Genomic DNA, 22,672 nt, shown 5'->3' on the forward strand with positions numbered 1-22,672 from the left:
CCGGCGGTCGGCTGGTTCGCCGTCCGAGCGGCGTTGCGTGTTCCGGAGCGGCCCCGACTGTACTCCTCGCTCGGGATCTGGTCATAACCGGGGGCGTGATCGGGACGGCGCGGGGTCGGGCGGGCTCGCTTGGGCGCCGACGCGGAACGACACTGTCGCCGTCGTACGACGTCGGTTCTGTCGTTTCCGTCCTCGGCACGTTCCTCCCCAGGCCTGGAGGCGCGACTCCCCCTCCACAGATCTCCTCGGTCCGCCCCGGGGCCGGGTTCCACTGCCCAGGCTGGTGACATGCGATCGAGCGCACGTCCCGTCCTGCTGTCCGTGGTGTGCGCGGCGGTGCTGGGCGGGGCCGTGGTGGTCGGTGCCGTGCCGTCGACGGGAGCCGGGGCGTCGGTGGGGTCCGGGGCATCGGTGGGCACTGCGACCGATTCGGGCCGGGTCGAGGCTCGCTGGGTCTGGCCCACCGGATCGCGGGTGGTCGAGCGCGCGTGGGAGGCACCGTCCTCGGACTACGCCGCCGGCCACCGGGGCCTCGACGTCCCGGCCGCCCTCGGCAGCACTGCCTCGGCGGTGGACGACGGCACCGTGGCGTTCGCCGGCGCGGTCGGTGGACGCACCGTCGTCACCATCGACCACGGCGACGGACTCGTCAGCACCCTCGACTCGGTGACGCCCCTGGTCGCCGCCGGAGACGAGGTCGTGCAGGGCTCGCCGGTCGGGCGCGTCTCGGTCGGGCACTGTCCGGCGTCGGCGCCGTGCCTGCACCTCGGTGCTCGTGTCGACGGTCGCTACGTCGACCCGATGGCGTACCTGCCAGCGGCTGAGTGGCCGGTGCTCCTGCCCGAGTCGGCCTGGCCCGGGTGAGCGGAGCCGCCCGGAGACCTCCCGGAGACCGACCGAAACCGACCGAAACGACCGGGAACCGACCGGAACGCACGTCGCTCCGCCGTCAGGCGCGCGGGTGCGCCGTCCGGTAGACCTCGCGCAGCCGCGCCGACGACACGTGCGTGTAGATCTGCGTCGTGCCGAGGCTGGCGTGGCCGAGGAGTTCCTGCACCGCGCGCAGGTCCGCTCCCCCGTCGAGCAGGTGTGTCGCCGCGGTGTGCCGGAAGGTGTGTGGCCCGCTCGGGCCCTCGCCCGGCAGGTCACCGAGCAACCGCGCCACCACGCGGTACGCGCTGCGGACGCCGAGTCGGGCACCACGGTCGCCGAGGAACAGCGCCGTGCTTGCAGGTCCCTCCACCCGTGCGGCGAGGGTGGGCCGTCCGCGCTCGAGCCACGCCTCGAGTGCGTCCCGCGCCGGCACCCCGAACGGCACCACGCGTTCCTTGCCGCCCTTGCCGAGCACCCGCACGGTCAAGCGTCCGCGATCGACGTCGGTCACGTCGATCCCGACGAGTTCGCTGACCCGGATGGCCGCCGCGTACAGGAGCTCGACCAGGGCCAGGTCCCGCAGCGCCGTCGGGTCGTCCGTCGCCGCTCGTGCACCGAGCCCGTCGAGCAGGACGCGCACCTGGTCGGCTGACACGACGCGGGGAAGGTGCGCCCCGCCCTTCGGCGCACGGAGCCGGACCCCGGCGTCGGTCGTGGTCACCCCGGTCTCGCTCGCCCACCGCGTGAACGCCCGCACGGACGAAGACCGCCGAGCGATCGTCGACCGAGCGAGCCCCCGGTGGTCGGCGTCCCACAGCCAGTCGCGCAGGAGCTCGAGCTCGACGTCGGCGACGCGGTCGACCCCTCGGGCGTCCGCGAAGGCCACGAGCTGCTCGAGGTCGTTGGCGTACGCGCGCAGGGTCTGCTCGCTGAGGCCACGCGCGTGCCGGGCGTGCCCGAGGAAGGTGTCCACCGCCACCACGAGTCGACCGTCCGTCCGCGCAACCACGACGCCAGCGTACGGCTGTCGACCGTCATGCCCGGCCCCACCCGCCGCCGCTCGCGACGACGAGTCCTTGCAGCTGCGCCAGGGCGAGCGCGTCGGCGACGTCGGCCGTCGACATGCCCGACCGGCGGGCGATCTCGGCCTCGGGCAGAGCGCGACGACCGAGCGCGTCGAGCACCCGGAGCACCTCGGGATCCTGCCGGCCGGACAGGAGCGGTTCGTCCCGCACCGCTCCACCCCTCGTCCCGGTCGCCGGTCTCGTCGCCGCGACCGGATCGCCGGGGTGCACGACGATCTGCGCCCGCCCCTGTGCGATGAGCCGGTGGCACCCGACCGATGCCGAGGACGCGAACGCTCCCGGCACCGCGAACACGGGCCGGCCGAGCTGTGCGGCGTGGTGGGCGGTGTTGAGCGCCCCGGAGCGGGCGCCCGCTTCGACCACGACCGTGACGTCGGCCAGCGCGGCGATCAGCCGGTTCCGGGCGAGGAAACGCCACCGCGTCGGTCGCGTCCCTGGTGCCGACTCGGCGAGCAGCGCCCCCTGCCGCGCAACGTTGTGGAGCAGCTGCGCGTTGCCCACCGGGTAGAGCTGGTCGATGCCGCCCGCCAGGACGGCGACCGTGGGCGTCCCGGCGGCGACGGCGACACGGTGCGCCACCGCGTCGATGCCGTAGGCACCCCCGCTCACGATGAGGCATCCCGCGTCCGCCGCCGTCGAGGTGATCTCCGCCGCGGCCTCGGCACCGGCCACCGTGTTCGCCCGGGACCCCACGACCCCGAGCGCCGGCATCCCGTCGCCGAGGCGTGCACCCGTGCTGCGTGTCCAGAGGACCACCGGGGCGTGCGGCCCGAGGTCGTTCATCGCGGACGGCCACCCGTCGCTCTCGGGGACCAGCAGTCCGGCACCGACCGCACCGGCCGCCGCGAGCACGTCGCCCACCTCGACAGCGGCCATTCGGGGCCGCCAGCGTTCCACCGCAGTCTGCAGCACGCCGAGCAGCACCGCTGGGTCCTCGGCACCCGGCACCTCGGCGTCGACGCAGCATCCCAGCAGCGAATCGAAGTCTCCGTCGGCGGCGAGCAGCACCGCACCGAGTGCGCGCTCGGGTCCGAGGCCGCTGAGGAGCTCTCCGGCGACGGAGTCCCCCGGTTCGACGATGGCCGACCAGGCAACCCGTGCCGCGGCCTGCACCGGATCCACCGCGGCACCGCTCCGTCCCAGCAGGCGCGCCACGGTGTCGAGGAGCTCCGTGCCCGCCGGCATCACAGCGCGCTCCGCAGGGCCAGGGCACCCCGGACGTGCGCTGCTGTTGGCCGCTCCACCGCGTCGAGGTCGGCGAGTGTCCACGCCAGGCGCATCACACGGTCCCACCCGCGCATCGTCAGGGTCCCGAGGTCGAGTGCGCGGTCGAGGTCCGCCGTCGACCCGGGTTCGATGCGTCCCTCAGCTCGGAGCCACGTCCCGGTGACCTCGGCATTGCGCGTCCATCCTGTGCCGTGCAGTCGCTCCGCCATGCGGGCTCGTGCTGCCGCGACCGCCGCACGCGCGACCGCCGTCGTCGGGGTGCTGCCGTCCGCGTCCCGCATCCGACCCGTCGTCACCCGGGGCACCAGCACCCGGATGTCCATCCGGTCGAGCAGCGGCCCGGACATGCGGCCGAGGTACCGGCGGACGGTGCTCGGCGAGCACTCGCACGGCTGCCCGTGCGCACCCCCGGCGTTGCCGCACGGACAGGGGTTCGCCGCCAGGACGACCTGGCAGCGTGCGGGGAACTCGGCCGCTCCCGCCGCACGGTGGATCGTGATCCGCCCGGACTCGAGCGGTTGCCGGAGCGCGTCGAGCACGGCCCGCGGGAACTCCGGCGCCTCGTCGAGGAACAGGATGCCCCCGGTGGCGCGCGACACGGCTCCGGGACGCAGGACCCCGGATCCACCGCCGATGAGCGACACCGCCGACGCGGAGTGGTGCGGGGCTTCCCACGGTGGCTTCGTGCTCCACGACGCGGGGCCCAGCCCGGCGACGGACCGGACCGCGGCGACCTCGAGCGCGGTCTCGTCGTCGAGGTCGGGCAGCAACCCGGGCAGCCGTTCGGCGAGCATCGTCTTGCCGGCGCCCGGCGGCCCGAGCAGCAGTGCATGGTGCCCACCGGCCGCCGCCGCGATGAGCGCTCGGACGCCGACCGGGTTCCCCACGACGTCCGACAGCTCGGCCACGGGACGCGGCACCGCTGTGACCGGGACCGGCAGCACCGGGTCGACCTCGACCGTCGGCAGGAGCGCCCCGGCGTCGATCGCCGCCGCCCGCAACGAGTCCACGCCCCGGATCCGGACCCCGCCGACCACACGGGCCTCGGTCAGGTTGCCGACGGGCAGCACGACGCGGTCCACACCGGCGTCGCGCGCGGCGAGCAACATCGGGATCACGCCGGGGACCGGACGCACCCGCCCGTCGAGGCCGAGTTCGCCGATGTAGACGATGCGCTCCGAGACGTCCGGCGCGAGACCGGCACCGGCGAGCACGGCCATCGCGATGGCGAGGTCGAACCCCGAACCGCGTTTCGGGATCGCCGCCGGGGTCAGGTTCACGGTGATCCGGCGGGCGGGCAGCGGACACCCCGCGTTCGCCGCCGCGGATCGCACGCGTTCCCGTGCCTCACCCAACGAGGTGTCGGGCAGACCGATGATGCTGAACGCCGGGAGCTGACTGGTCAGGTGCGCTTCGACCTCGATGCGGCGACCGGTGACCCCGAGCAGCGCGACCGCGGCAGCGCGACCGATGCCCGTCACAGCACACCCGCCAGGTGCTCGACGACGGTGCGGGGACCGTCGACGTGGACCGCGACGACGTCCACCCGGACCGCGCGCGCCGAGACCTCGGGATGCGCGTCGAACCACTCGGGCACGAGTCGTCGCATCCGGGTGAGCTTCGCCGCAGTGATCGCCTCGAACGGGTGACCGGTGGCGGCACCGGAACGGGTCTTCACCTCGATGAAGGCGAGCGTGCAGGAATCCCACGCGACGATGTCGATCTCACCGCGCGCACATCGCCAGTTCCGCTCGAGCACGCGGAATCCCCGGGCTTCGAGCCAGGCCACCGCTCGCTCTTCACCGAATCGTCCGAGTCGGCCGTTCCGGAGCGACCGCCCCGGTGCTCGTTGCACGTCTTGTTCCATGTCGTTGCCTCCACGACAACGATCTCCGGAACGCACACACCGATCGGCGAACTCGGAGACTCTGTGGAATCAGTGCGGACGAATTGCCCCTGTGGAGGAAAGAAGAAGGACCCGGGTGATCGAGATCACCCGGGTCCTGCTGCAACGAGCGTCAGTGCGCTGCTGCGTAGGCTTCCTGCACCTGCGTCGAGATGCGCCCGCGGGAGGAGACCTCGTACCCGTTCTCCTTGGCCCACTCGCGGATCTTGCCGAGTTCTTCGGAGTTGCCGCGCTTCGGGGCGGACTTCGGCGCGGAACCGCCGCCGGTGCGACGACCGGAGACCTTGCGCGCTGCGGCGATGTAGTCGGAGATCGCCTCGCGGAACTTGTCGACGTTGTCGTTCGACAGGTCGATCTCGTACGACGAACCGTCGAACGCGAATTCGACCGTCCGGCCTTCACCGGTGGTGATGGGGGAATCGTCGAGGTCGTCGACGAGCTGGACGGTGACCTTCTGTGCCATGGGGTGCTCCTGTTCGTGGGGCTGTTGTTTCCCCATCAGAATAGCGCGCGCATTTCCCGGACGGTCCGGATCAGCGGCGATTCACCGAGAAAGAAGCAGGAAAAAGGAAATTGACGATCACTCGTCGAGTGCGAGTTCCTTCGGCAGTTCGAGTTCCCGCGTCGTGAGTTCCTCGACATTCACGTCCTTGAACGTGAGTACCCGGACACCCTTGACGAACCGGTCGGAACGGTAGACGTCCCAGACCCAGACGTCGTTCATCGTCAGTTCGAAGTAGAAGTCGTGCTCCGTGTCACGGCGCACGAGTTCGACCTCGTTCGCCAGGTAGAAACGGCGCTCCGTCTCGACCACGTAACGGAACTGCGACACCACGTCGCGGTACTCGCGGTACAGGGCCAGCTCGACCTCGCGGTCGTAGTCGTCGAATTCGTCCTCATCCATTGCGCCCACAGTCTACGGCGACGGAGGCCCGTGCGGACGACGGGCTCAACCGGCGAGGGCGTCGAGTTCGTCGAACCCGTCCAGCGCGACGCTCGAGGCCTGGTGCAGCCACGACTTCCGGTGCAGCGCGTGCGCCCCGATCGCCCGGATCGCGTCGTAGTGCGCCGTCGACCCGTAGCCCTTGTTCGACACCCACCCGTAGTGCGGAGCCTCGTCGTGCGCGGAGATCATGAGCGCGTCACGAGCGACCTTGGCCACCACGGACGCCGCGGCCACCGAGGCGCAGTCGCGGTCGGCCTTGACCCGGACGACGACCTCGAGCGGATCGGCGGCCGGACGGAGCGACGCGGGCAGCGCACGGCTCAACCAGTCGAACGAGCCGTCGAGCACCACCACCGCGCCGTCGAGGGACACCCCGTCGGCGACCAGGGAGCCGAGCGCCTGCGCACCGGCTGCACCGAGAGCGGGCACGATGCCCTGCTGGTCGACGAAGTCCGCCGAGGCCATGCCGACCGCCGTGCGCGCCCAGCGCTGCACGACGGGCACGAGGTCGGTCCGGCGCGCCTCCGACAGCAGCTTCGAGTCCGCGAGCCCCTGGGGCACACGACCGATGTCGAGCGTCACCGCGGCCACACCGACGCCGACCGGACCGGCGATGGCGCCACGGCCGACCTCGTCCATGCCGATGACCGTCACGCGGCCCTCAGCGAGCAGACGTTTCTCGACCCGGAGCGACGGACGGACGGCGGTCACTCGTCGCGCTCCTCCACGCCGGCGAACACCTCAGGGTGGTCGTCGAGCCACGTCCAGCGGCTCGCCGGCCACGAGATGACGAACGCGCGACCCGTGACGTCGGACATCGGGACGAAGCCCTTCGACGGGGTGTCGCCGTTGTACCGGGAGTCCTTCGAGTCGTTCCGGTTGTCGCCCATCACCCAGATGGTGCCCTTCGGCACGGTGACCGAGAAGTCGGTCGCCGAGGCCGGTGCGCCGGCGGGGAGCTTCAGGTACGGCTCCTTGATCGGCACACCGTTCACCGACATCTGCCCGAGGTCGTTGCAGCAGGACACCTTGTCACCGGGCAGACCGATGACGCGCTTGATCAGGTGGTCGTCGCTGTCACCGGTGCCGAGACCGACCTGGGTCAGCGCCCAGTCGATGGCCTTCGCGGGCTGGGTGTCCGGCGTGACGCTCGGCACCTCGGACCCGGTGAGCCAACCGCCCGGGTCCTTGAAGACGACGACGTCTCCCCGCTTCAGCGCCACGGCGCCGGGGACGAGCTCGTTGACGATGACGCGGTCGTTGATCTGGAGCGTGTTCTCCATCGACGCCGACGGGATGTAGAACGACCGGATCAGGAACGTCTTCACCAGGAACGACACGAGCAGTGCCGCGATGAAGATGATGACGAGGTCGCGGAGGAATGTGAGGACACCGTTCCGTTGCTTCTCGGCACGTGGCCTGCGCCCGGAATCCTCTGTCGTGTCCGTCATTTCCGCTCTCGTTCGAACCACTGACTCCCCGCAAATGGGAAGAGCCCCCCGTCGATGCACAACCGTACATGGACGAGGGGCTCGCAGCGGCGTCCGGCTCGCGGACGTTCACTGTGAAGGCGATCAGGCGTCGCGCTTCTCCTTGATCTTGCGGCGGGCCGCCTTGCCGCGGAGCTCGCGCAGGTAGTAGAGCTTCGCACGACGGACGTCACCCTTGGTGACGATCTCGATGTGGTCGATGATCGGCGAGTGCACCGGGAACCAGCGCTCGACGCCGACCTGGAAGCTCACCTTGCGGACCTTGAAGGTCTCGCCGATGCCGTGGCCCTGACGGCCGATGACGACTCCCTGGAAGACCTGGATACGCGAGCGCGTGCCTTCGATGATGTTGACGTGCACCTTGATGGTGTCGCCGGGACGGAAGTCCGGGACGTCGGTACGCAGCGATGCTGCGTCGACGTTGTCGAGGAGCTGGCTCATGGTGGGTTTCACTCTCTGCGGACGCGCACGGGTCGCCGCGGATCGAAGGTTCGGAAAGTGGTGGTGCGTGCCCGGTGTCGGCGACTCCCCCGTGGCAGAGTCCAGCCAGGGCACAGCGTTCAATACTGCCACAGAGAGCGCGGGAGACAAAACGACGAGGATGGACCCATGATCGAACTCCGCACCCCCGCCGAGCTGGACGGACTGCGCGTCGCCGGCCGGTTCGTGGCCGACGTCCTCGACGAGCTGCTCGAGACCGTCGACGTCGGCGTCAACCTGCTCGACCTCGACCGCGTCGCGGCCCGGATGATCGCCGACCGGGGTGCCGAGAGCTGCTACGTCGACTACCACCCCTCGTTCGGCATGTCGCCGTTCGGCAAGAACCTCTGCACCTCGGTCAACGACGCCGCCCTGCACGGCCTGCCGCACGACCAAACCCTGCAGGACGGCGACCTCGTGAGCCTGGACTTCGCAGCGAGCGTGGACGGCTGGGTCGCGGACTCCGCCGTCAGCATCCAGGTCGGCACGCCGCGCGACGAGGACCAGGCACTGATCGCCACGGTCGAACGGGCACTGGCCGCCGGCATCGCCCAGGCAGCTCCCGGCAACAAGCTCGGCGACGTCTCGCACGCCATCGGTCACGTCGCACACCAGGCAGGCCACAAGGTGAACCTGCAGTTCGGCGGGCACGGCGTCGGTCGCACGATGCACGGGGACCCGCACGTGCCGAACGACGGCCGTCCGGGTCGCGGCCTGATGCTCCGGCCGGGTCTGGTCGTCGCGATCGAGCCGTGGCTCATGCAGACCACCGACGAGCTCTACCAGGACGACGACGGCTGGACGCTGCGCAGTGTCGACGGCTCACGTGCCGCGCACGTCGAGCACACCGTGGCGGTCACCGAGGCCGGCCCCGAGGTCCTGACCCTGCGTCGCGCCCAGCGCGACCAGTAGCGAGCCTGGAGGCGCGGCACCAGCTGGCACCGCGCCTCCAGTCCGTCACGCGTCGTCCCCACCCCACGGAGGCGACAGATCTCGCGGCCGCGGACCGTCACAACAGCGAAAGCGACAGATGTCCGCGGATGTTTCGCGGACATCTGTCGCTTTCGCGAGATGGGTGGCGCTACTCGTCGGGCAGCAGGTCCGGACGGACGCGCCGCGTCCGCTCCAACTGTTGCTCGTGCCGCCAGGCACCGACGCGGGCGTGGTGCCCGCTGAGCAGGACATCGGGGACGTCGAGGCCGCGCCACGACGCGGGCTTGGTGTACGAGGGGTACTCGAGCAGGCCGTCCTCGTGGGACTCCTCGACCAGCGACTCGGGGTTGCCGACGACGCCGGGGACGAGTCGTCCGACGGCCTCGATCATCGCCATCGCGGCGACCTCGCCGCCGTTCAGCACGTAGTCGCCGAGCGAGAGCTCGACGACGGTGGCGCGTGACGACGCCCACTCGAAGACGCGGGCGTCGATGCCCTCGTACCGCCCGCAGGCGAACACGAGGTGCTCCGACGTCGACGCGAGCGACCGTGCGATCGACTGTGTGAAGGGCGTGCCGGCCGGCGTCGGGACCACCAGGGTCGACGAGCCGTCGGGGCGGAAGAGCGCCTCGAGCGCCTGCGCCCACGGCTCCGGCTTCATCACCATGCCGGCGCCACCGCCGTACGGGGTGTCGTCGACGGTGCGGTGCCGGTCGGTCGTCCACGACCGCAGGTCGTGCACGTGCAGGTCGAGGAGACCGCCGGAGCGGGCCTTGCCCAGCAGGGACACGTCCAGCACGGAGAAGAACTCCGGGAAGATCGTGACGATGTCGATCCGCACGGGGACTAGTCCGTGACCGTCTCGGGGCGCGAGGTGTCCTCGGGATCCTCGAACAGGCCCTGCGGCGGCGTGACCGTGACGGTGCCGGCGGAGATGTCGACCGCGGGCACGATGGCCGAGACGAACGGCACGAGGACCTCGCCGCGGGACGGCGTGTCGATCGCGAGCAGGTCCTGTGCGGGCATGTGGTCCACACGGGCGACCGTGCCGACCTCGACGCCGTCACGCAGGACCTTGAGCCCGACGAGCTGGTGGTCGTACCAGGCGTCGTCCTCACCGGTCTCGGCGTCGGCGTCCTGCTCGACCCAGAGGATGATGCGAGCCAGGGACTCGGCCGCGGTGCGGTCGTCGATCCCGGCGAAGAACGCGACGGGGTGACCGTTGTACCAGCGGAGTTCGTCCAGCTCGAGGGTCTTGCCCGACCACGGTGAGTCGTCGGGGACCTGGAGCGTGAAGGTGGCGCCCGGGGTGAACCGACGATCCGGGTCGTCGGTGTAGAGCTCGAGCTTGATGCCGCCCTTGAGCCCGTGCGCCTTCGTGATTCGACCCACCCGGAGCTGGGTCGTCTCCCTAGGAATCGGTGTCCACCACGTCGACCCGCACGCGCTTGCCGTCGGCCAGGGCCGTGACGAGCGTGCGGAGCGCCTTGGCGGTGCGCCCGGCGCGACCGATCACGCGGCCGAGGTCCTCGGGGTGCACGCGCACCTCGAGGACCTCGCCGCGTGGGGAGGTGGAGCTGGCGACGCGCACGTCGTCAGGGTGATCGACGATCCCCTTGACGAGGTGCGTCAGCGCGGATTCGAGCAAGGACTACGCCTCGGTCGTCTCGTCGGCGGTCTCGGCGTCGTCGGCCTTGGCGGCGGGAGCCGTCTTCTCCGACTTCGGCTTGAGCACGGCCTTCTTCGAGGAGTCGACCTGGAAGGCCGGCTTCGGCTCGGCGACCTTGACCTTGGACTCGGTGTCCTTCTCGCCCTTGAACTTGGCCCAGTCGCCGGTCAGCTTGAGGAGGGCCGCGACCTGCTCGGTCGGCTGCGCGCCGACGCCGAGCCAGTAGAGCGCACGCTCGGACTCGATCTTGATGACCGAGGGCTCCTCGGTCGGGTGGTACTGACCGATCTCCTCGAGGACACGACCATCGCGCTTGGTGCGCGAGTCGGCGACGACGATGCGGTAGTAGGGCGCACGGATCTTACCGAGACGCTTCAGACGGATCTTGACAGCCACAATTGCTCCTGTTTGCTTTCGTTGTGGTTGAACTGGAACCGCGGGCGTGGGGGCACACACGGCGAAAGCTCGAGAGAGATCGCTCACAGCTGGATAGAGGGTCGAGCTGCGGCGATTCGACCGTTCATTCTTGCAGATTCCCGGCCGTGATGCGAGCCGACTCGCTACGGCGCGAGCCGCCGCACCGCTTCGAGGGCTTCGGACGTCGCCCGGACCGCGTCCACGCTCCGTGCGTCCCGCGCGCCACCGACGACGGCGTAGGGCACGCCGGCGGCCTGGAGGCCCGTGGCGAGTCCGTCGGGCGCGTCACCCCCGGCGTCGCTCGCGCGCTCCTGCCCGGCGCAGACCACGACGGTGTCCGCCGGCACGCCGACCTCGTCCCCGTGCTCGTCGCGGATCCAGAGCACCCCGGGTTCGATGCGCAGGTACTCCTGCACGCCGCCGACCATCCGCACCCCGGCGTCCCGCAGCCGACCGATCGCGACCCAGCGCGAGGTGATGCCGATCCCCTGGCCGAACTTGCCTGAACGCCGGAGCACCGTCACCTGCGACCCCGGTCGGGTGGTGCGCCGTACCGCGGGGAGGCGCTGCGGCACGTCGCCGACGAGCTCCTCGGACACGTCGAGGTCCCAGCGGGCCGCGAACTCGGCGGCCCGGACGACCTCGTCGGGTGACTCGGTCAGGAACGCCGCGGTGTCCACGCCGATGCCGCCGCCGCCGATGATCGCGACGGTGCCCTCGGGTACGCCGTTCCGCAGGGCCTGCTCGTAGGACAGCACGTGCGGCAGGTCGCTGCCGGGGACGTCGATGCTCCGCGGGACGACCCCGGCCGCGAGCACGACGGCGTCGCTGTCGACGAGGTCCCGAGCCGTCGCCGGGCGTCCGAGGTGGATCGTGGCGCCCCGCTCCGCGAGTTCGGCGCGGGCGGACCGCACCGTGGCGGCGTAGTCCTCCTTGCCCGGGACGAGTGCGGCGAGACCGAACTGGCCGCCGAGGCGGTCGGACGCCTCCCAGACGGTGACGTCGTGGCCCCGGCGGGCGGCGTCCACCGCGGCGGCGAGCCCGGCCGGTCCGCCACCGACGACGTCGACGCGCTTCGGGTCGGTGGTCGGGCGGGCGGGGAACGCGACCTCGCGGGCGGCACGGGGGTTCACCAGGCAGGACACCGGTGCGCCGATGATCGAACGGTCGAGGCACGCCTGGTTGCAGCCGATGCAGGTGTTCACCAGGGCGAACTCGCCCGCGAGCGAGCGCGACACGATGGCGGGGTCGGCGAGGAACGGTCGGGCGAGGGCGACGGCGTCGATGGTCCCGTCGGCGAGGACGGCCTCACCGTCCCGCAGGTCCGTCATCCGGTTCGAGGCGATCACGCGGACGTCCGGGTACGGGGACGCGCGCACCACCGCGGCGATCCGTGTCGCGTACGCCAGCCAGGCCCCGTGCGGCACCGAGGCCTGCACGGTCGGGGTGCGGGACTCGTGCCAGCCGATGCCGACCGAGATGCCGTCGAGCCCGAGCGGCAGCAGGTCGTGCACGAGCGCGTCGACCTCGTCCTCGGTCGACGAGCCGGGCATCAGGTCGGCGCCGGACAGCCGGATCGTCACGGCGAGCTCGGGCACCGCGGCGCGCACGGCCCGGACGACCTCGATCGCGAAGCGCCGACGCCGTTCCGCGTCACCGCCCCACTCGTCGTCGCGCAGGTTCGTCAGCGGCGACTGGAACTGGTTGATCAGGTACCCCTCGGACGCCATGATCTCGACGCCGTCGAACCCGATCGCGCGCGCGGTGCGGGCCGCGGCGGCGAAGTCCTCGATGGTCCGCACGACCTCGGCCGACGTCAGCTCGGTCGGCACCACCCCGCGGGCGGCCGCCCACGGCAGGGCCGAGGGCGCCACGACGCGCTGCGGGTCGCCGTGCCGGTCGACCATGCCCGACGCGAGCGCGTACCGCCCGGCGTGGAACAGCTGCGCGAGGATCGTCCCGCCCTCGTCGTGCACGGCGTCGACCGCCACCCGGAACCGCTCGTCGGCTCCCCCGACGCCGAACACCGCGAAGTCCGGACCGCCGCGGGCCTCGTCGTTCACCGCGATGCCGCCGGTGATGATGCACGCCGCCCCGCCGGCCGCCCGTTCGCGGTAGAAGGCGGCCATGCCTGCTCCGCCGTCGTCGTGCACCTCGAGCCCGGTGTGCATCGACCCCATCACCACCCGGTTCGCCAGGTGCAGGGGGCCGAGGGTCCAGGGTGACGCGACGGTCCGGAGGGACTCCGGCACGACGGGGGCGGAAGCGACGCTGCTCATGCGCCTATTCTGCGGTGTCCGCGGCCGGAGCGTCTGCCGGCAGCACCGCGTCGCGGAGGGGCGACGTCGTGTCCGACCAGTACGGCGGGGCGATGACCGTCAGCCCACCGTCGACCGAGAGCACCTGCCCGGTGATGTACCCGGCCTTGTCGGACAGCAGGAAGTCGACGGCGTCGGCCATGTCGTCGGCCGTCCCGGGGCGCTGCAGCGGGAGCTTCTCGAGCACGGTGTCCATCGGGGCCTGCCCGGGGACCTTCGTGTAGAAGTACTCGAGCGAGTCGGTGTCGATGAGGCCGCCGTTCACCGCGTTGACCGTGATCTGGCGCGGGCCGAACTCCACCGCCATGTACTTCATGTACGCCTCGCTCATGGCCTTGGCGGCACCGAGTGCGGCGTAGGTCGGGAACGCCCGGAGCGATCCGTACGACGTCACGACGACGATGCGGCCACCCCGGTCCATGAGTTCCGCGGCGCGCTGGGCGCCGAGCACGAACGAGCGGGCGTTCGTGGCGTAGCTGCGGTCGAGGTGGTGCAGCTTGAGGTCGGCGACGGGCTTGAACGCGCTGGCGGCGGCGTTCGCGACGAACATGTCGAGGCGTCCGTAGGTGTCGCGCACCAGGTCGAACAGGGCGTCGATCGACTCCGGCTGCTCGATGTCCACCTGCGCCGTGATGCCGTCGCCGCCGGCCGCCTTGACGTCGGCCAGGGACTCCTCGGCCAGGTCGGCGTTGCCCTTGTACGTCACCACGACGGTGACGCCGCGCTGGCCGAGCTTCTGCGCGAGCAGGCGGCCGATGCCGCGCGAAGCGCCGGTGATCAGTGCGATGGGCGAGCTGAGTGCGATGGGTGCGTTGGTGCTGTCGGTCACTGCGGTCCTTCAGGTGAGTGGGAGACGGACGGGAGGCACGGGGCGGGCCCGCCACGGGCCTCCTGTCCGGTGGTTGGGTGCGGTCTAGAACCCGGCCTGGCCGGTCACGACGGCGCGGCCGACGATCAGCTTCTGGATCTCGTTGGTGCCCTCTTCGAAGCGCTGCGCGCGTGCGTCGCGGTAGACGCGCTCGATGGCGTTGCGCTTCCAGTAGCCCTGCCCGCCGTGCACCTGCAGGGCCTTGTCGGTGACGCGCGCGAGCATGTCGACGGCGACCATCTTCGAGGCGCTGGAGAGCGTGCCGGCGTCGGGGCGGTCGTCCTCGTAGGCGCGGGCGGCCTCGAGCACCAGGGCGCGTGCTGCAGCGATGTCGGCGTAGTTCTCAGCCAGGTAGAACTGGATCGCCTGGCGGCTGGAGAGCTGTTTGCCGAAGGTCTCACGCTTGTTCGCGTACTCGACGGCGAGCTCGTTCGCCCGCTCCGCGAGCCCGACGGCGCTCATCGCGACGGACACCCGGCTCGGCAGCAGGAAGCCGCCGAGCGCGACCTCGAGGCCCTGGCCCTCCTCGCCCAGGCGGGCGCTGGCGGGGATCGGGGTCTCGGTGAACCGCAGGATCGCGTGGTCGGTGCCGCGGATGCCCATGGTGTCGGAGTCGTCGATCACCTCGGCGCCCGGCAGCCCGTTGTTCGGCATGAGGAACGCGACCGTGCCGTCCTGGCCGCTCGTCCCCTCGAGGCGGGCGGCGATGAGCCAGTGGTCGGCCTTGACGCCGAAGGTGATGAGGTGCTTCTCGCCGTTCATCACGTAGGTGTCGCCCTCGCGCCGGACGGTCGTGCGGATGTCCGCTCCGGTGCCCGCGGTGGCCTCGGTGAGGGTGAACGCGACGAGCGTGTCCCCCGCGACGGACGGCTTGACGACCTGCTCGATCTGCTCCGGCGTCGCGTAGGGAGCCATCGCGCGCCAGGTGCCGTTGATGACGTGCACGAGCATGCGGATGGAGGCGTGCGAGCGGGAGACGACCTCCATGATCTCGAGGTAGCGCGAGAAGGGGATCGCCCGTCCGCCGAGCTCCGTCGGGGCGGCGAGGCTGAGCCACCCCTTGTCCTTGAGCTCCTGGAACAGCTCGGGGGCGACCCGGCCGGTGCGCTCGATCTCGTCCGCCCACTCCTCGCCGGGGCCGCGGACCCACTCGGTGACCTCGGCCTTGAGCTGCTGGAAGGCGGCTTCGTCGAAGCCCGTGCTCGTCTGCTCGACGATCGTCATCGTGTCTCGTTCTCCTTCGTCGCGACGAGCGCGGCCGCCTGCTCGCGCAGGATGTTCTTCTGGACCTTGCCGACCGCGTTGCGCGGCAGCTCGGTGGTGTACTCGAGTCGTTCCGGCCAGTAGTACTTGCTCACGCCGGCCGTGTCGAGGTGCTGCTGCATCCCGGCGAAGTCGAGCGGCTCGTCCGCGCGGGCGTTCACGACCCAGGCGCAGGCACGCTCGCCGAGCCGCTCGTCCGGCATCGCGACGATCGCGACGTCCGTGACCAGCGGGTGCTGGTACAGCAGGTTCTCGATCTCGACGACGGGGATCTTCTCGCCGCCGCGGTTGATGACGTCCTTCACGCGCCCGGTGATCGACAGGAAGCCCTTCTCGTCGACCTTCGCCAGGTCGCCGGTCCGGTACCAGCCGTCCGCGGTGAACACGTCGTCGGTCAGGTCCGGGCGGTCGAGGTAGCCCGCGAACATCGTCGGCGAGTGCAGCTCGAAGTTGCCCTCGGTCCCGGCGGGCAGCTCGATCCCCGCGTCGTCGACGATGCGGATCGCGATGCCCGGCAGCGCCCGGCCGTCGTGACCGTACGCGTCGGCGGGGTCGTCGCTCGGGCTGGACAGGGCTCCGAGACACGTCTCGCTCGTCCCGAAGGCGCCGAGGATGGCGCTGCCGAGCACCGTGCTCGCTCGCTGGGCCAGTGCGCGGGGCACCGCGGCGCCCGTCGGCACGAAGATCCGGAGCGACTCGGGCTGCGGAGCACCGGCCTCGACCAGGTCGACGAGGTCGGTCAGGAACGGCGTCGCGCACTGCACGAAGGACGCCCGGGCGACCCCGAACGCCTGCTCGAGTGCGACGCGGCCGTCCCACACCGGCTGGATGACCTGCGGGGCACCGAGCCGGAACGCCAGCAGCATGCCGTACAGGAACCCGGTCTGGTGGGCGAGCGGCGACGGGATGTAGATGCGGTCGGCGCTGGTCAGACCGGACTGCGCCACGTGCATGGCGGTCGCGAGCCCGAGCGTGCGGTGCGGGTGCTGCACGCCCTTCGGCTCCCCCGTGGTGCCGGAGGTGAAGAGCAGCTGGCAGACGTCGTCCGGCCCGGGAGCGTGCGACGCGATCTCGTCCACGTCGACGTGCACGGCGGCGAGGGCGTTCTCGAAGTAGCGCCAGTGCCAGTCGCTCGCCACGACCCGTTCCAGGGCGTCGGCGGGCAGCGGCGGCTGGTTCGTCGGGGTGTCCCCCTGCCCGCGGGCCTCGGCGCGGAGCACGATCACGTGCTCGAGCGACAGGCGACGGTCCTGCGCGGCGGCCTCGTCGATGACGTCGAGGAGTTCGAGCGCGGGACGGCGCTTCCGGAACACGTTCGGCAGGAAGACCACGCGGGCCTTCGAACGCGCCAGCGTCATCGTGGTCTCGCGGGGACCGAACACCGGCATGATCGGGGTCGCGACGGCGCCGATCTGGATCGCACCGAGGGTGATCGACACGAACTCGCGCCAGTTCGGCAGCTGCATCGCGACGGATTCACCCGTGCGCACGCCGAGTTCGAGCAGCAGGGCGGAGACCCGGTCGGCCTCGTCCTGCAGCTCCTTCCACGTGGTGTTCGCGGGGGTCGCACCGCCGACCTCGATCACGGCGAGGCCGTCGGGGTCGGTCTGGGACAGGGCACGGACCCGCTCGCTCAGGACGAGCGGGTCGGCGTCGACGCCGGCGAGCTCGGGCACGGCGACGGCGGGCTGCGGGGCGGTGGCCTGCGCGGCGGGCTGCGGGGCGGTGGCCTGCGCGGCGGGCTGCGGGGCGGTGGGCTGCGCGAGCGGCTGCTCTGTTGGCTCGGGCGCCGCGGACGTCTCGAGGGGCATGCCCAGGTGCGTGCGGACCCCGTCGGCCTCGGCGGCGTCGATCCGGTCGTCCCGCGCCACCTGGGCTGCGAGCCGGTCGCCGACGGACATGTCGAGCCCGACGGAGTTCATCGCCTCGAGGAACGTCGGGTAGGAGATCCGGTAGGCACGCGGGTAGGTCAGGCCGGACACCCCGTCGGCACCCGACGCCGCGACCGCGAGCGACATCAGCACGCGGTGGTCGTTGAACGAGGACATCGGCGCACCGTGCAGCCCGGCCGCACCGACACCGGTGACCCGCAGCTCGTCCGCGCCCTGCTCGGCACGGCCGCCCATCCGGTTCAGCTGGAGCATCGCCGCCACGCGGTCGGACTCCTTCAGCCGGATGTGCGCCACGTTCCACAGTCGGCTCGTGCCCTCGGCGAAGGTGGCCATCGTCGACAGCACGGGCAGCAGGTCCGGGATCGGACGGCAGTCGACGTCGAGCGGCCGGAGCGGGGACCCGTCGTGCTCGATCCGGACGAAGCCGGTCTCCTCGTCGATCCGCATCGGGACGCCCATCGCGGTCGCGAGGTCCAGGAACTCGCTCTCCGGGTGGTCGGTCTCGGCCGTCGTCGTGGCCGTCATGCCGCGCAGCAGCACGTTCGACTCGCGGGTGCCGGCCGCCGCGATGCCGAACGCTGCGGAGCCGATGTCGGGCGGGATGACGTAGTCGTGCGGGGTGGCCTGCTGGCCCGCCGGGATCCGGTACTCGAGCCAGTCGTCGGAGACCTCGACCGTCAGGCCGAACTGCCGCATCATCCGCACGGTGAGCTCGACGTAGGGCTGCTCGTTGAGCCGCCCGCCGGTGATGTGGATCCGGGTCTCGTGCTCGGCGAACGGTGCCACCAGCAGCAGCCCGGACACCCACTGCGACAGGGTGCCGGCGATCGTCACGTCACCGCCGCGCGGACGCTTCGGCTGCACGGTGACGGGCGGGCAGTCGTTCGTCGCCTCGAGCTCCACCCCCATCTGCGTCAGCGAGGTGAGCAGCGCCTTGATCGGCCGGCGCTGGAAGTACTTCATGCCCGACAGGGTCATCGGGCGGTCGGCCAGCGAGGCGAGCCCGGTCATGAAGTAGAGCGTGGTGCCCGAGGACCCCATGTTGAGCAGTCCGTCGGCACCGCGCGAACCGTGGTCCACCACGTCGGTGGCCTGGTACCGGCCGCCCAGCCCGGTCACGTGGTACGCGTTCCCGCGCCGCTTGACGTCGACGCCGAGCGCGCGGAGCGTGCCCACGGTCCACTCCACCTGTCGCGTCGCGCTCACCCCGGAGACGACACTCGTCCCCTTCGCGAGCGACGCGAGCACCAGCGCGCGGTGCGCGTGGTACTTCGAGACCGGGATGTCCAGTTCTCCGACGAGCGGGGCGTTCGTCCCGCGCACCACCAACTGCATGCGTACCTCTTCCCTGTAGGAACATTTCAACGGTACGCCCACAGTGGAACTAGTTGCAGGACGATCCGCACGATCGGGACAACGCTTCGTTGTGCGTGTCCGACAAGGACCCGGGCAGGATGGACGGCATGGACATCCGCTTCACCGAGTCCCGCCCGTCGACCATCGGCGTCGAGTGGGAACTCCCCCTGGTCGACCGGTCGACCGGCGACCTCGCTCCCCGCGCCCCCGCCGTCATCGCCGCCGTGCACGAGCGGCTCGGTGACCACGACCGCGTCACCGAGGAGCTGCTGACCAACACGGTCGAGGTCGTCTCGAGCGTCCACGACCGCGTGGGGGCTGCGACCAGCGAGCTGTCCGGCATCATCGGCGAGGTCATCGACGCCGCCGAGCCGCTCGACGCCCAGGTGATGTGCTCGGGCACGCACCCGTTCGCGGTGTGGGACCAGCAGGAGATCACCCCGGACAGCGAGCACTACACGACCCTCATCGACCGCACCCGCTGGTGGGGACGCCAGATGCTCATCTGGGGCGTGCACGTGCACGTCGGCATCGACGACCGCGACAAGGCCGTCCCGATCATGAACGCGATGCTCGCCTACGTCCCGCACCTCCAGGCGTTCACCGCGTCGAGCCCGTTCTGGGGCGGCACCGACACCGGGTACGCCTCGAACCGCGCCCTCATGTTCCAGCAGCTCCCGACCGGCGGGCTCCCGCCGCAGCTCGGCGCCTGGGCGAACTTCGAAGAGGTCGTCGGCGACCTCACGCACACCGGCGTCATCGACGGCGTGAAGGACCTGCGCTGGGACATCCGCCCGTCGCCCGGCTGGGGCACCCTCGAGAACCGGGTGTCCGACGGCATCTCGACCCTGCACGAGGTCGGCGCCGTCACCGCGCTCGTCCAGTGCCTGGTCACCGCCTGCTCGGACCGGCTCGACGCCGGTGAGACCCTGCCCACCATGCAGCCGTGGTTCATCCGCGAGAACAAGTGGCGCGCGGCCCGCTACGGCATGGAGGCCGAGATCATCACGAACGTCGCCGGCGACGAGCGGCTCGTGACCGACGAGGTGCACGACCTGGTGCAGCGGCTCGACCCGATCGCCGAGCGGCTCGGCTGCCAGGACGAACTGCACCACCTCGACACGATGATCGAGCGCGGGGCCTCGTACCAGCGGCAGCTGCAGGTCGCGCAGGAGAACGGCGGCGACCTGCGCGAGGTCGTCCGCCACCTGGTGACGGAGTTCCGCGAAGCGCTCTAGCCGCGACCGCCCCGGATCGGGCGTACCTGGTCGAATCGGGCGTACCTGGTCGTTCCTCCCGACCAGGTACGCCCGATTCCACTTTCCATCGCGCGTGCGATGGGAAGGAACGTCGCGGCGCGACCACGAACGGACGGGAGGCCCGGTGCCAGCTGGCACCGGGCCTCCCGTCCTGGGGGCATCGGCAGTCCACGGCGAACGCTACAGTTCCCCTGTGGCGGGGGAGGCAGCACAGCGCGGACCGGCGACGGTGATCCGTGCCGGCGCGCTCGTCGACGCCGGTCGACCGGAACAGGCACTCGCCGAGGTCAGGGCGGTCGAGCACGACGAAGGCGAATCGATCGCCGGACAGCGCGTACGCGCCCTGGCGCTGCTCGCGCTCGACCAGCCGGATGCGGCGTGCGAAGCTGCTCGACGAGCGGTCGCTCTCGCGCCGGGTGACAGTACCTCCCTCCGCGTGCTGTCGACCGCCCTGCTCCGCTCTGGGGACCGGATCGGAGCGGTCGAGGCCGCCCGTCGTTCGGTCGCCGCGGACCCGGGATCGTGGCAGGCGCACGCTGCGCGAGTCGATGCCCTCTGGCTCGGCGAGCAGAACCGCTTGGAGGCGATGCGGGCGAGCTTCGAGGCCGTCCGCTTGGCTCCCACCGAACCGTTCGTGCACCGCCAGCACGGCGACCTCCTGCTCGCCGTCGGACGGCAACGGGAAGCGCAGGACGCGTACCGCCGGGGGCTCGCGCTCGCTCCGGAGGACCGAGGGGCACGGCACAACCTGGCGGTGTCACGGCTGCGACGTGGCCACGAGAGCGAGTCCGCGCTGGTCTTCGCGGGCATCCTGTCGACGAACCCGACGGACGCCACAGCACTGCGGAACCTCATGATCGGCGTCGTCAACCCACTCGCCCGCATCCGGGTGGCCCTCGGCGGCGCGGCAGTGATCACCGCCTTCGGCTTCCTGGCGACGATCGACAGCGGGGATCCGGGGACGGAGCGCTGGGCGACCACCTTCCCGCCGGTGACCGCCCTCGCCGTGATCGCCTTCATCGCCCTCCGGTTCACCTCCGAGGCACGGCCTCGCCTCGCCTTCCTCGTCTCGGTCGCTCGACGAGCGGTACCGGGTTGGGGACTCGTGGCGCTGGTCCTCGGTGTCGCGACCGCGATCTCCGTGACCGGGCTGTTCCTCCCACCGGTCGTTGCCCTCGTCGCGCAGGGTCTCGTGTTCGTCGGGGTCGTCATCGCGTCCGTCCTGATGAAGCGCATCCTGCGCGCCTTCCCGAGGACCCGCCCAGCGGTGCACGAGGACGACGATGACGACGGGTGACGAGCTCGCCCTCGCGACCGAACTGCGCCTGGCCTGACGCCGCGTCGCGCGACACCACCGAACCGACCGCTCCGAGAGGACTCCCGATGAACGACGACCCGGTCCACGACGACCCGGTGATCGGCGCGCTCCGACGCGCGGTCGACGGCGCGCCCCACGACGTCGCACTGCGTGTCCACCTCGGTCGTCTGCTCCTCGAAGCCGGACGTCCGGCTGAGGCGACCGCCGAAGCGGCAGCCGCACTCGCCATCGCACCGACCGACGCCGCGGCGGGCGCGCTCATGCTGGCGGTGCTGCGCCCGGGTGCCGCCACGGCACTCCCCGCGGACGCGCCGACCGACGCTCCCGCCGCTGGTGCGCCGTCCGACTTCGACTGGCACGCCGCGGAAGAGCAGGTCGAGCACATCGTCGAACCGTCCTTCGTCGAGGACTCGGCTCCCGACCCGGACCTGCCGTCGGCGTTCTCGGTCGAGCCGTCGGAGGTCCGGTTTGCGGACGTGGGCGGGATGGAGGCCGTCAAGCAGCGGCTCACCGTCGCGTTCCTCGCCCCGCTCGCGAACCCCGAGCTCCGGGCGTTGTACGGCAAGAGCCTCCGCGGCGGTCTGCTGCTGTACGGCCCTCCGGGGTGCGGGAAGACGTTCATCGCCCGGGCTGTCGCCGGCGAGCTCGGCGCACGCTTCATGAGCGTCTCCATCACCGACGTCCTCGACCCCTACCTCGGCGCGAGCGAGCAGAACATCAGGGCGGTCTTCGAGGCCGCACGCGCCGCGGCTCCATGCGTGGTGTTCTTCGACGAGGTCGACGCGCTCGGCCAGCGACGGAGCCAGACCCGCAGCTCGCACGTGCGCGGGATGGTGAACCAGCTGCTCACCGAACTCGACGGCGTCGACGGCGGGAACGAGGGCGTGTTCGTGCTGGCTGCGACGAACCAGCCGTGGGACGTCGACCCCGCGCTCCGTCGTCCGGGTCGGCTGGACCGGACGGTGCTCGTCCTGCCGCCGGACGCCCCGGCACGCGACGCGATCTTCCGCGGGCACCTCCGCGACCGACCGGTCGAGGGCATCGACCCCGCAGCGCTCGCCAAGCGGACCGAGGGCTTCTCCGGTGCGGACATCGCCTACGTGTGCGAGGTCGCCGCCGAGCACGCGCTCATGGACAGCATCACGACGGGCACTGCACGGCTCATCGGGATGCCGGATCTGCTCGCCGCCCTGAGTGAGGTCCGGCCCTCCACGAGCGCCTGGCTCGAGACGGCGCGGAGCGTCGTCCTGTTCGGCGAGGACGACGGGACGTACGCCGACCTGCGCGCGTACCTCAAGAAGTCCAAGCGCTGAGTGACGGACGGGAGGCCCGGTGCCAGCTGGCACCGGGCCTCCCGTCCGTCAGATGGTCG

At 71.4% G+C, this 22,672-nt stretch carries 22 protein-coding genes; 5 read left to right on the forward strand and 17 right to left on the reverse strand.

The window, feature by feature from the left end; translation table 11 throughout:
- Positions 1 to 288 precede the first annotated feature (288 nt).
- Positions 289 to 864, forward strand: coding sequence for a murein hydrolase activator EnvC family protein (locus tag DEI96_RS11005; protein ID WP_111023981.1), 576 nt, complete (start codon positions 289 to 291; stop codon positions 862 to 864).
- Between the two features lie 85 nt (positions 865 to 949).
- On the opposite strand, the gene DEI96_RS11010 is transcribed toward DEI96_RS11005, so the two are convergent.
- The 9 genes from DEI96_RS11010 to rplS all read right to left on the reverse strand — a co-directional run bounded on the left by DEI96_RS11010 (position 950) and on the right by rplS (position 7,968).
- A complete protein-coding gene (locus tag DEI96_RS11010; protein ID WP_372439486.1) occupies positions 950 to 1,882 on the reverse strand; it encodes a tyrosine recombinase XerC in 933 nt (310 codons plus the stop codon).
- Positions 1,883 to 1,907: 25 nt separating this feature from the next.
- Complete coding sequence (gene dprA / locus DEI96_RS11015) at positions 1,908 to 3,143, reverse strand: DNA-processing protein DprA (RefSeq protein ID WP_111023979.1); 1,236 nt, start codon at positions 3,141 to 3,143, stop codon at positions 1,908 to 1,910.
- Positions 3,143 to 4,666, reverse strand: coding sequence for a YifB family Mg chelatase-like AAA ATPase (locus tag DEI96_RS11020; protein WP_111023978.1), 1,524 nt, complete (start codon positions 4,664 to 4,666; stop codon positions 3,143 to 3,145). Before DEI96_RS11020 ends, dprA begins: the two co-directional genes overlap by 1 nt.
- A complete protein-coding gene (locus DEI96_RS11025) occupies positions 4,663 to 5,040 on the reverse strand; it encodes a YraN family protein (RefSeq protein ID WP_244993148.1) in 378 nt (125 codons plus the stop codon). The genes DEI96_RS11020 and DEI96_RS11025 overlap by 4 nt, the downstream gene beginning before the upstream one ends.
- Positions 5,041 to 5,203: 163 nt before the next feature.
- Complete coding sequence (locus DEI96_RS11030; RefSeq protein WP_017888250.1) at positions 5,204 to 5,554, reverse strand: histone-like nucleoid-structuring protein Lsr2; 351 nt, start codon at positions 5,552 to 5,554, stop codon at positions 5,204 to 5,206.
- 117 nt (positions 5,555 to 5,671) lie between these two features.
- Positions 5,672 to 5,995, reverse strand: a complete 324-nt coding sequence (locus DEI96_RS11035; protein WP_017888251.1) for a DUF2469 family protein — start codon at positions 5,993 to 5,995, stop codon at positions 5,672 to 5,674.
- A gap of 45 nt (positions 5,996 to 6,040) precedes the next feature.
- Positions 6,041 to 6,748, reverse strand: coding sequence for a ribonuclease HII (rnhB, locus tag DEI96_RS11040; RefSeq protein ID WP_111023976.1), 708 nt, complete (start codon positions 6,746 to 6,748; stop codon positions 6,041 to 6,043).
- Positions 6,745 to 7,488 carry a signal peptidase I gene (lepB, locus tag DEI96_RS11045; protein ID WP_027465880.1) on the reverse strand — a complete coding sequence of 248 codons (744 nt, stop codon included), beginning with the start codon at positions 7,486 to 7,488 and terminating at the stop codon, positions 6,745 to 6,747. The genes rnhB and lepB overlap by 4 nt, the downstream gene beginning before the upstream one ends.
- A 123-nt stretch (positions 7,489 to 7,611) precedes the next feature.
- Positions 7,612 to 7,968: a 50S ribosomal protein L19 gene (gene rplS, locus DEI96_RS11050; RefSeq protein ID WP_017888254.1), complete on the reverse strand. Its 357-nt coding sequence runs from the start codon at positions 7,966 to 7,968 to the stop codon at positions 7,612 to 7,614.
- A gap of 168 nt (positions 7,969 to 8,136) precedes the next feature.
- On the opposite strand from rplS, the gene map reads away from it, so the two are divergent.
- Positions 8,137 to 8,919, forward strand: coding sequence for a type I methionyl aminopeptidase (gene map / locus DEI96_RS11055; protein ID WP_111023975.1), 783 nt, complete (start codon positions 8,137 to 8,139; stop codon positions 8,917 to 8,919).
- Positions 8,920 to 9,088: 169 nt separating this feature from the next.
- Here the strand turns inward: map and trmD are convergent, their stop codons facing one another.
- From trmD to aroA, 8 genes are all read right to left on the reverse strand, one after another.
- Entirely contained in the window at positions 9,089 to 9,781 is a 693-nt protein-coding gene (trmD, locus tag DEI96_RS11060; protein WP_111023974.1) for a tRNA (guanosine(37)-N1)-methyltransferase TrmD, read from the reverse strand.
- A 5-nt stretch (positions 9,782 to 9,786) separates the two neighbouring features.
- On the reverse strand, positions 9,787 to 10,332 hold the full coding sequence (rimM, locus tag DEI96_RS11065) for a ribosome maturation factor RimM (RefSeq protein WP_181421130.1): 546 nt from the start codon (positions 10,330 to 10,332) through the stop codon (positions 9,787 to 9,789).
- 19 nt (positions 10,333 to 10,351) lie between these two features.
- Positions 10,352 to 10,588, reverse strand: coding sequence for an RNA-binding protein (locus DEI96_RS11070; RefSeq protein ID WP_017888258.1), 237 nt, complete (start codon positions 10,586 to 10,588; stop codon positions 10,352 to 10,354).
- 3 nt (positions 10,589 to 10,591) lie between these two features.
- On the reverse strand, positions 10,592 to 11,005 hold the full coding sequence (gene rpsP / locus DEI96_RS11075) for a 30S ribosomal protein S16 (RefSeq protein ID WP_027465884.1): 414 nt from the start codon (positions 11,003 to 11,005) through the stop codon (positions 10,592 to 10,594).
- A gap of 164 nt (positions 11,006 to 11,169) precedes the next feature.
- Positions 11,170 to 13,305, reverse strand: coding sequence for an oxidoreductase (locus DEI96_RS11080; RefSeq protein WP_111023973.1), 2,136 nt, complete (start codon positions 13,303 to 13,305; stop codon positions 11,170 to 11,172).
- A 4-nt stretch (positions 13,306 to 13,309) separates the two neighbouring features.
- The gene (locus DEI96_RS11085) at positions 13,310 to 14,173 is read right to left on the reverse strand and encodes an SDR family oxidoreductase (RefSeq protein WP_111023972.1); all 864 of its coding nucleotides are present in this window, start codon (positions 14,171 to 14,173) and stop codon (positions 13,310 to 13,312) included.
- 84 nt (positions 14,174 to 14,257) lie between these two features.
- Positions 14,258 to 15,436, reverse strand: coding sequence for an acyl-CoA dehydrogenase family protein (locus DEI96_RS11090; protein WP_111023971.1), 1,179 nt, complete (start codon positions 15,434 to 15,436; stop codon positions 14,258 to 14,260).
- Entirely contained in the window at positions 15,433 to 18,702 is a 3,270-nt protein-coding gene (gene aroA, locus DEI96_RS11095; protein ID WP_111023970.1) for a 3-phosphoshikimate 1-carboxyvinyltransferase, read from the reverse strand. The genes DEI96_RS11090 and aroA overlap by 4 nt, the downstream gene beginning before the upstream one ends.
- A gap of 119 nt (positions 18,703 to 18,821) precedes the next feature.
- Here aroA and DEI96_RS11100 point away from each other — a divergent pair, with 119 nt between their 5' ends.
- The 3 genes from DEI96_RS11100 (at position 18,822) to DEI96_RS11110 (ending at position 22,613) form a co-directional block, all read left to right on the forward strand.
- Entirely contained in the window at positions 18,822 to 19,961 is a 1,140-nt protein-coding gene (locus DEI96_RS11100; RefSeq protein ID WP_181433023.1) for a glutamate--cysteine ligase, read from the forward strand.
- Positions 19,962 to 20,175: 214 nt separating this feature from the next.
- The gene (locus DEI96_RS11105) at positions 20,176 to 21,279 is read left to right on the forward strand and encodes a tetratricopeptide repeat protein (RefSeq protein ID WP_146246922.1); all 1,104 of its coding nucleotides are present in this window, start codon (positions 20,176 to 20,178) and stop codon (positions 21,277 to 21,279) included.
- An 86-nt stretch (positions 21,280 to 21,365) separates the two neighbouring features.
- Positions 21,366 to 22,613 (forward strand): ATP-binding protein, encoded by a 1,248-nt coding sequence (locus tag DEI96_RS11110; protein ID WP_111023968.1) that lies wholly within the window; start codon positions 21,366 to 21,368, stop codon positions 22,611 to 22,613.
- The last annotated feature ends 59 nt before the right edge of the window (positions 22,614 to 22,672 follow it).

The sequence above is a fragment of the Curtobacterium sp. MCLR17_031 genome (assembly GCF_003234775.2).
Classification (GTDB): domain Bacteria; phylum Actinomycetota; class Actinomycetes; order Actinomycetales; family Microbacteriaceae; genus Curtobacterium; species Curtobacterium flaccumfaciens.

Bases quoted from the DNA above. Each gene is read 5' to 3' on its own strand.
- lepB (WP_027465880.1), bottom strand. From the start codon at position 7,488: ATGACGGACACGACAGAGGATTCCGGGCGCAGGCCACGTGCCGAGAAG.
- dprA (WP_111023979.1), bottom strand. From the start codon at position 3,143: ATGCCGGCGGGCACGGAGCTCCTCGACACCGTGGCGCGCCTGCTGGGA.
- aroA (WP_111023970.1), bottom strand. From the start codon at position 18,702: ATGCAGTTGGTGGTGCGCGGGACGAACGCCCCGCTCGTCGGAGAACTG.
- map (WP_111023975.1), top strand. From the start codon at position 8,137: ATGATCGAACTCCGCACCCCCGCCGAGCTGGACGGACTGCGCGTCGCC.
- DEI96_RS11110 (WP_111023968.1), top strand. From the start codon at position 21,366: ATGAACGACGACCCGGTCCACGACGACCCGGTGATCGGCGCGCTCCGA.
- rplS (WP_017888254.1), bottom strand. From the start codon at position 7,968: ATGAGCCAGCTCCTCGACAACGTCGACGCAGCATCGCTGCGTACCGAC.
- DEI96_RS11080 (WP_111023973.1), bottom strand. From the start codon at position 13,305: ATGAGCAGCGTCGCTTCCGCCCCCGTCGTGCCGGAGTCCCTCCGGACC.
- DEI96_RS11090 (WP_111023971.1), bottom strand. From the start codon at position 15,436: ATGACGATCGTCGAGCAGACGAGCACGGGCTTCGACGAAGCCGCCTTC.
- DEI96_RS11030 (WP_017888250.1), bottom strand. From the start codon at position 5,554: ATGGCACAGAAGGTCACCGTCCAGCTCGTCGACGACCTCGACGATTCC.
- DEI96_RS11100 (WP_181433023.1), top strand. From the start codon at position 18,822: ATGGACGGCATGGACATCCGCTTCACCGAGTCCCGCCCGTCGACCATC.
- DEI96_RS11035 (WP_017888251.1), bottom strand. From the start codon at position 5,995: ATGGATGAGGACGAATTCGACGACTACGACCGCGAGGTCGAGCTGGCC.
- DEI96_RS11005 (WP_111023981.1), top strand. From the start codon at position 289: ATGCGATCGAGCGCACGTCCCGTCCTGCTGTCCGTGGTGTGCGCGGCG.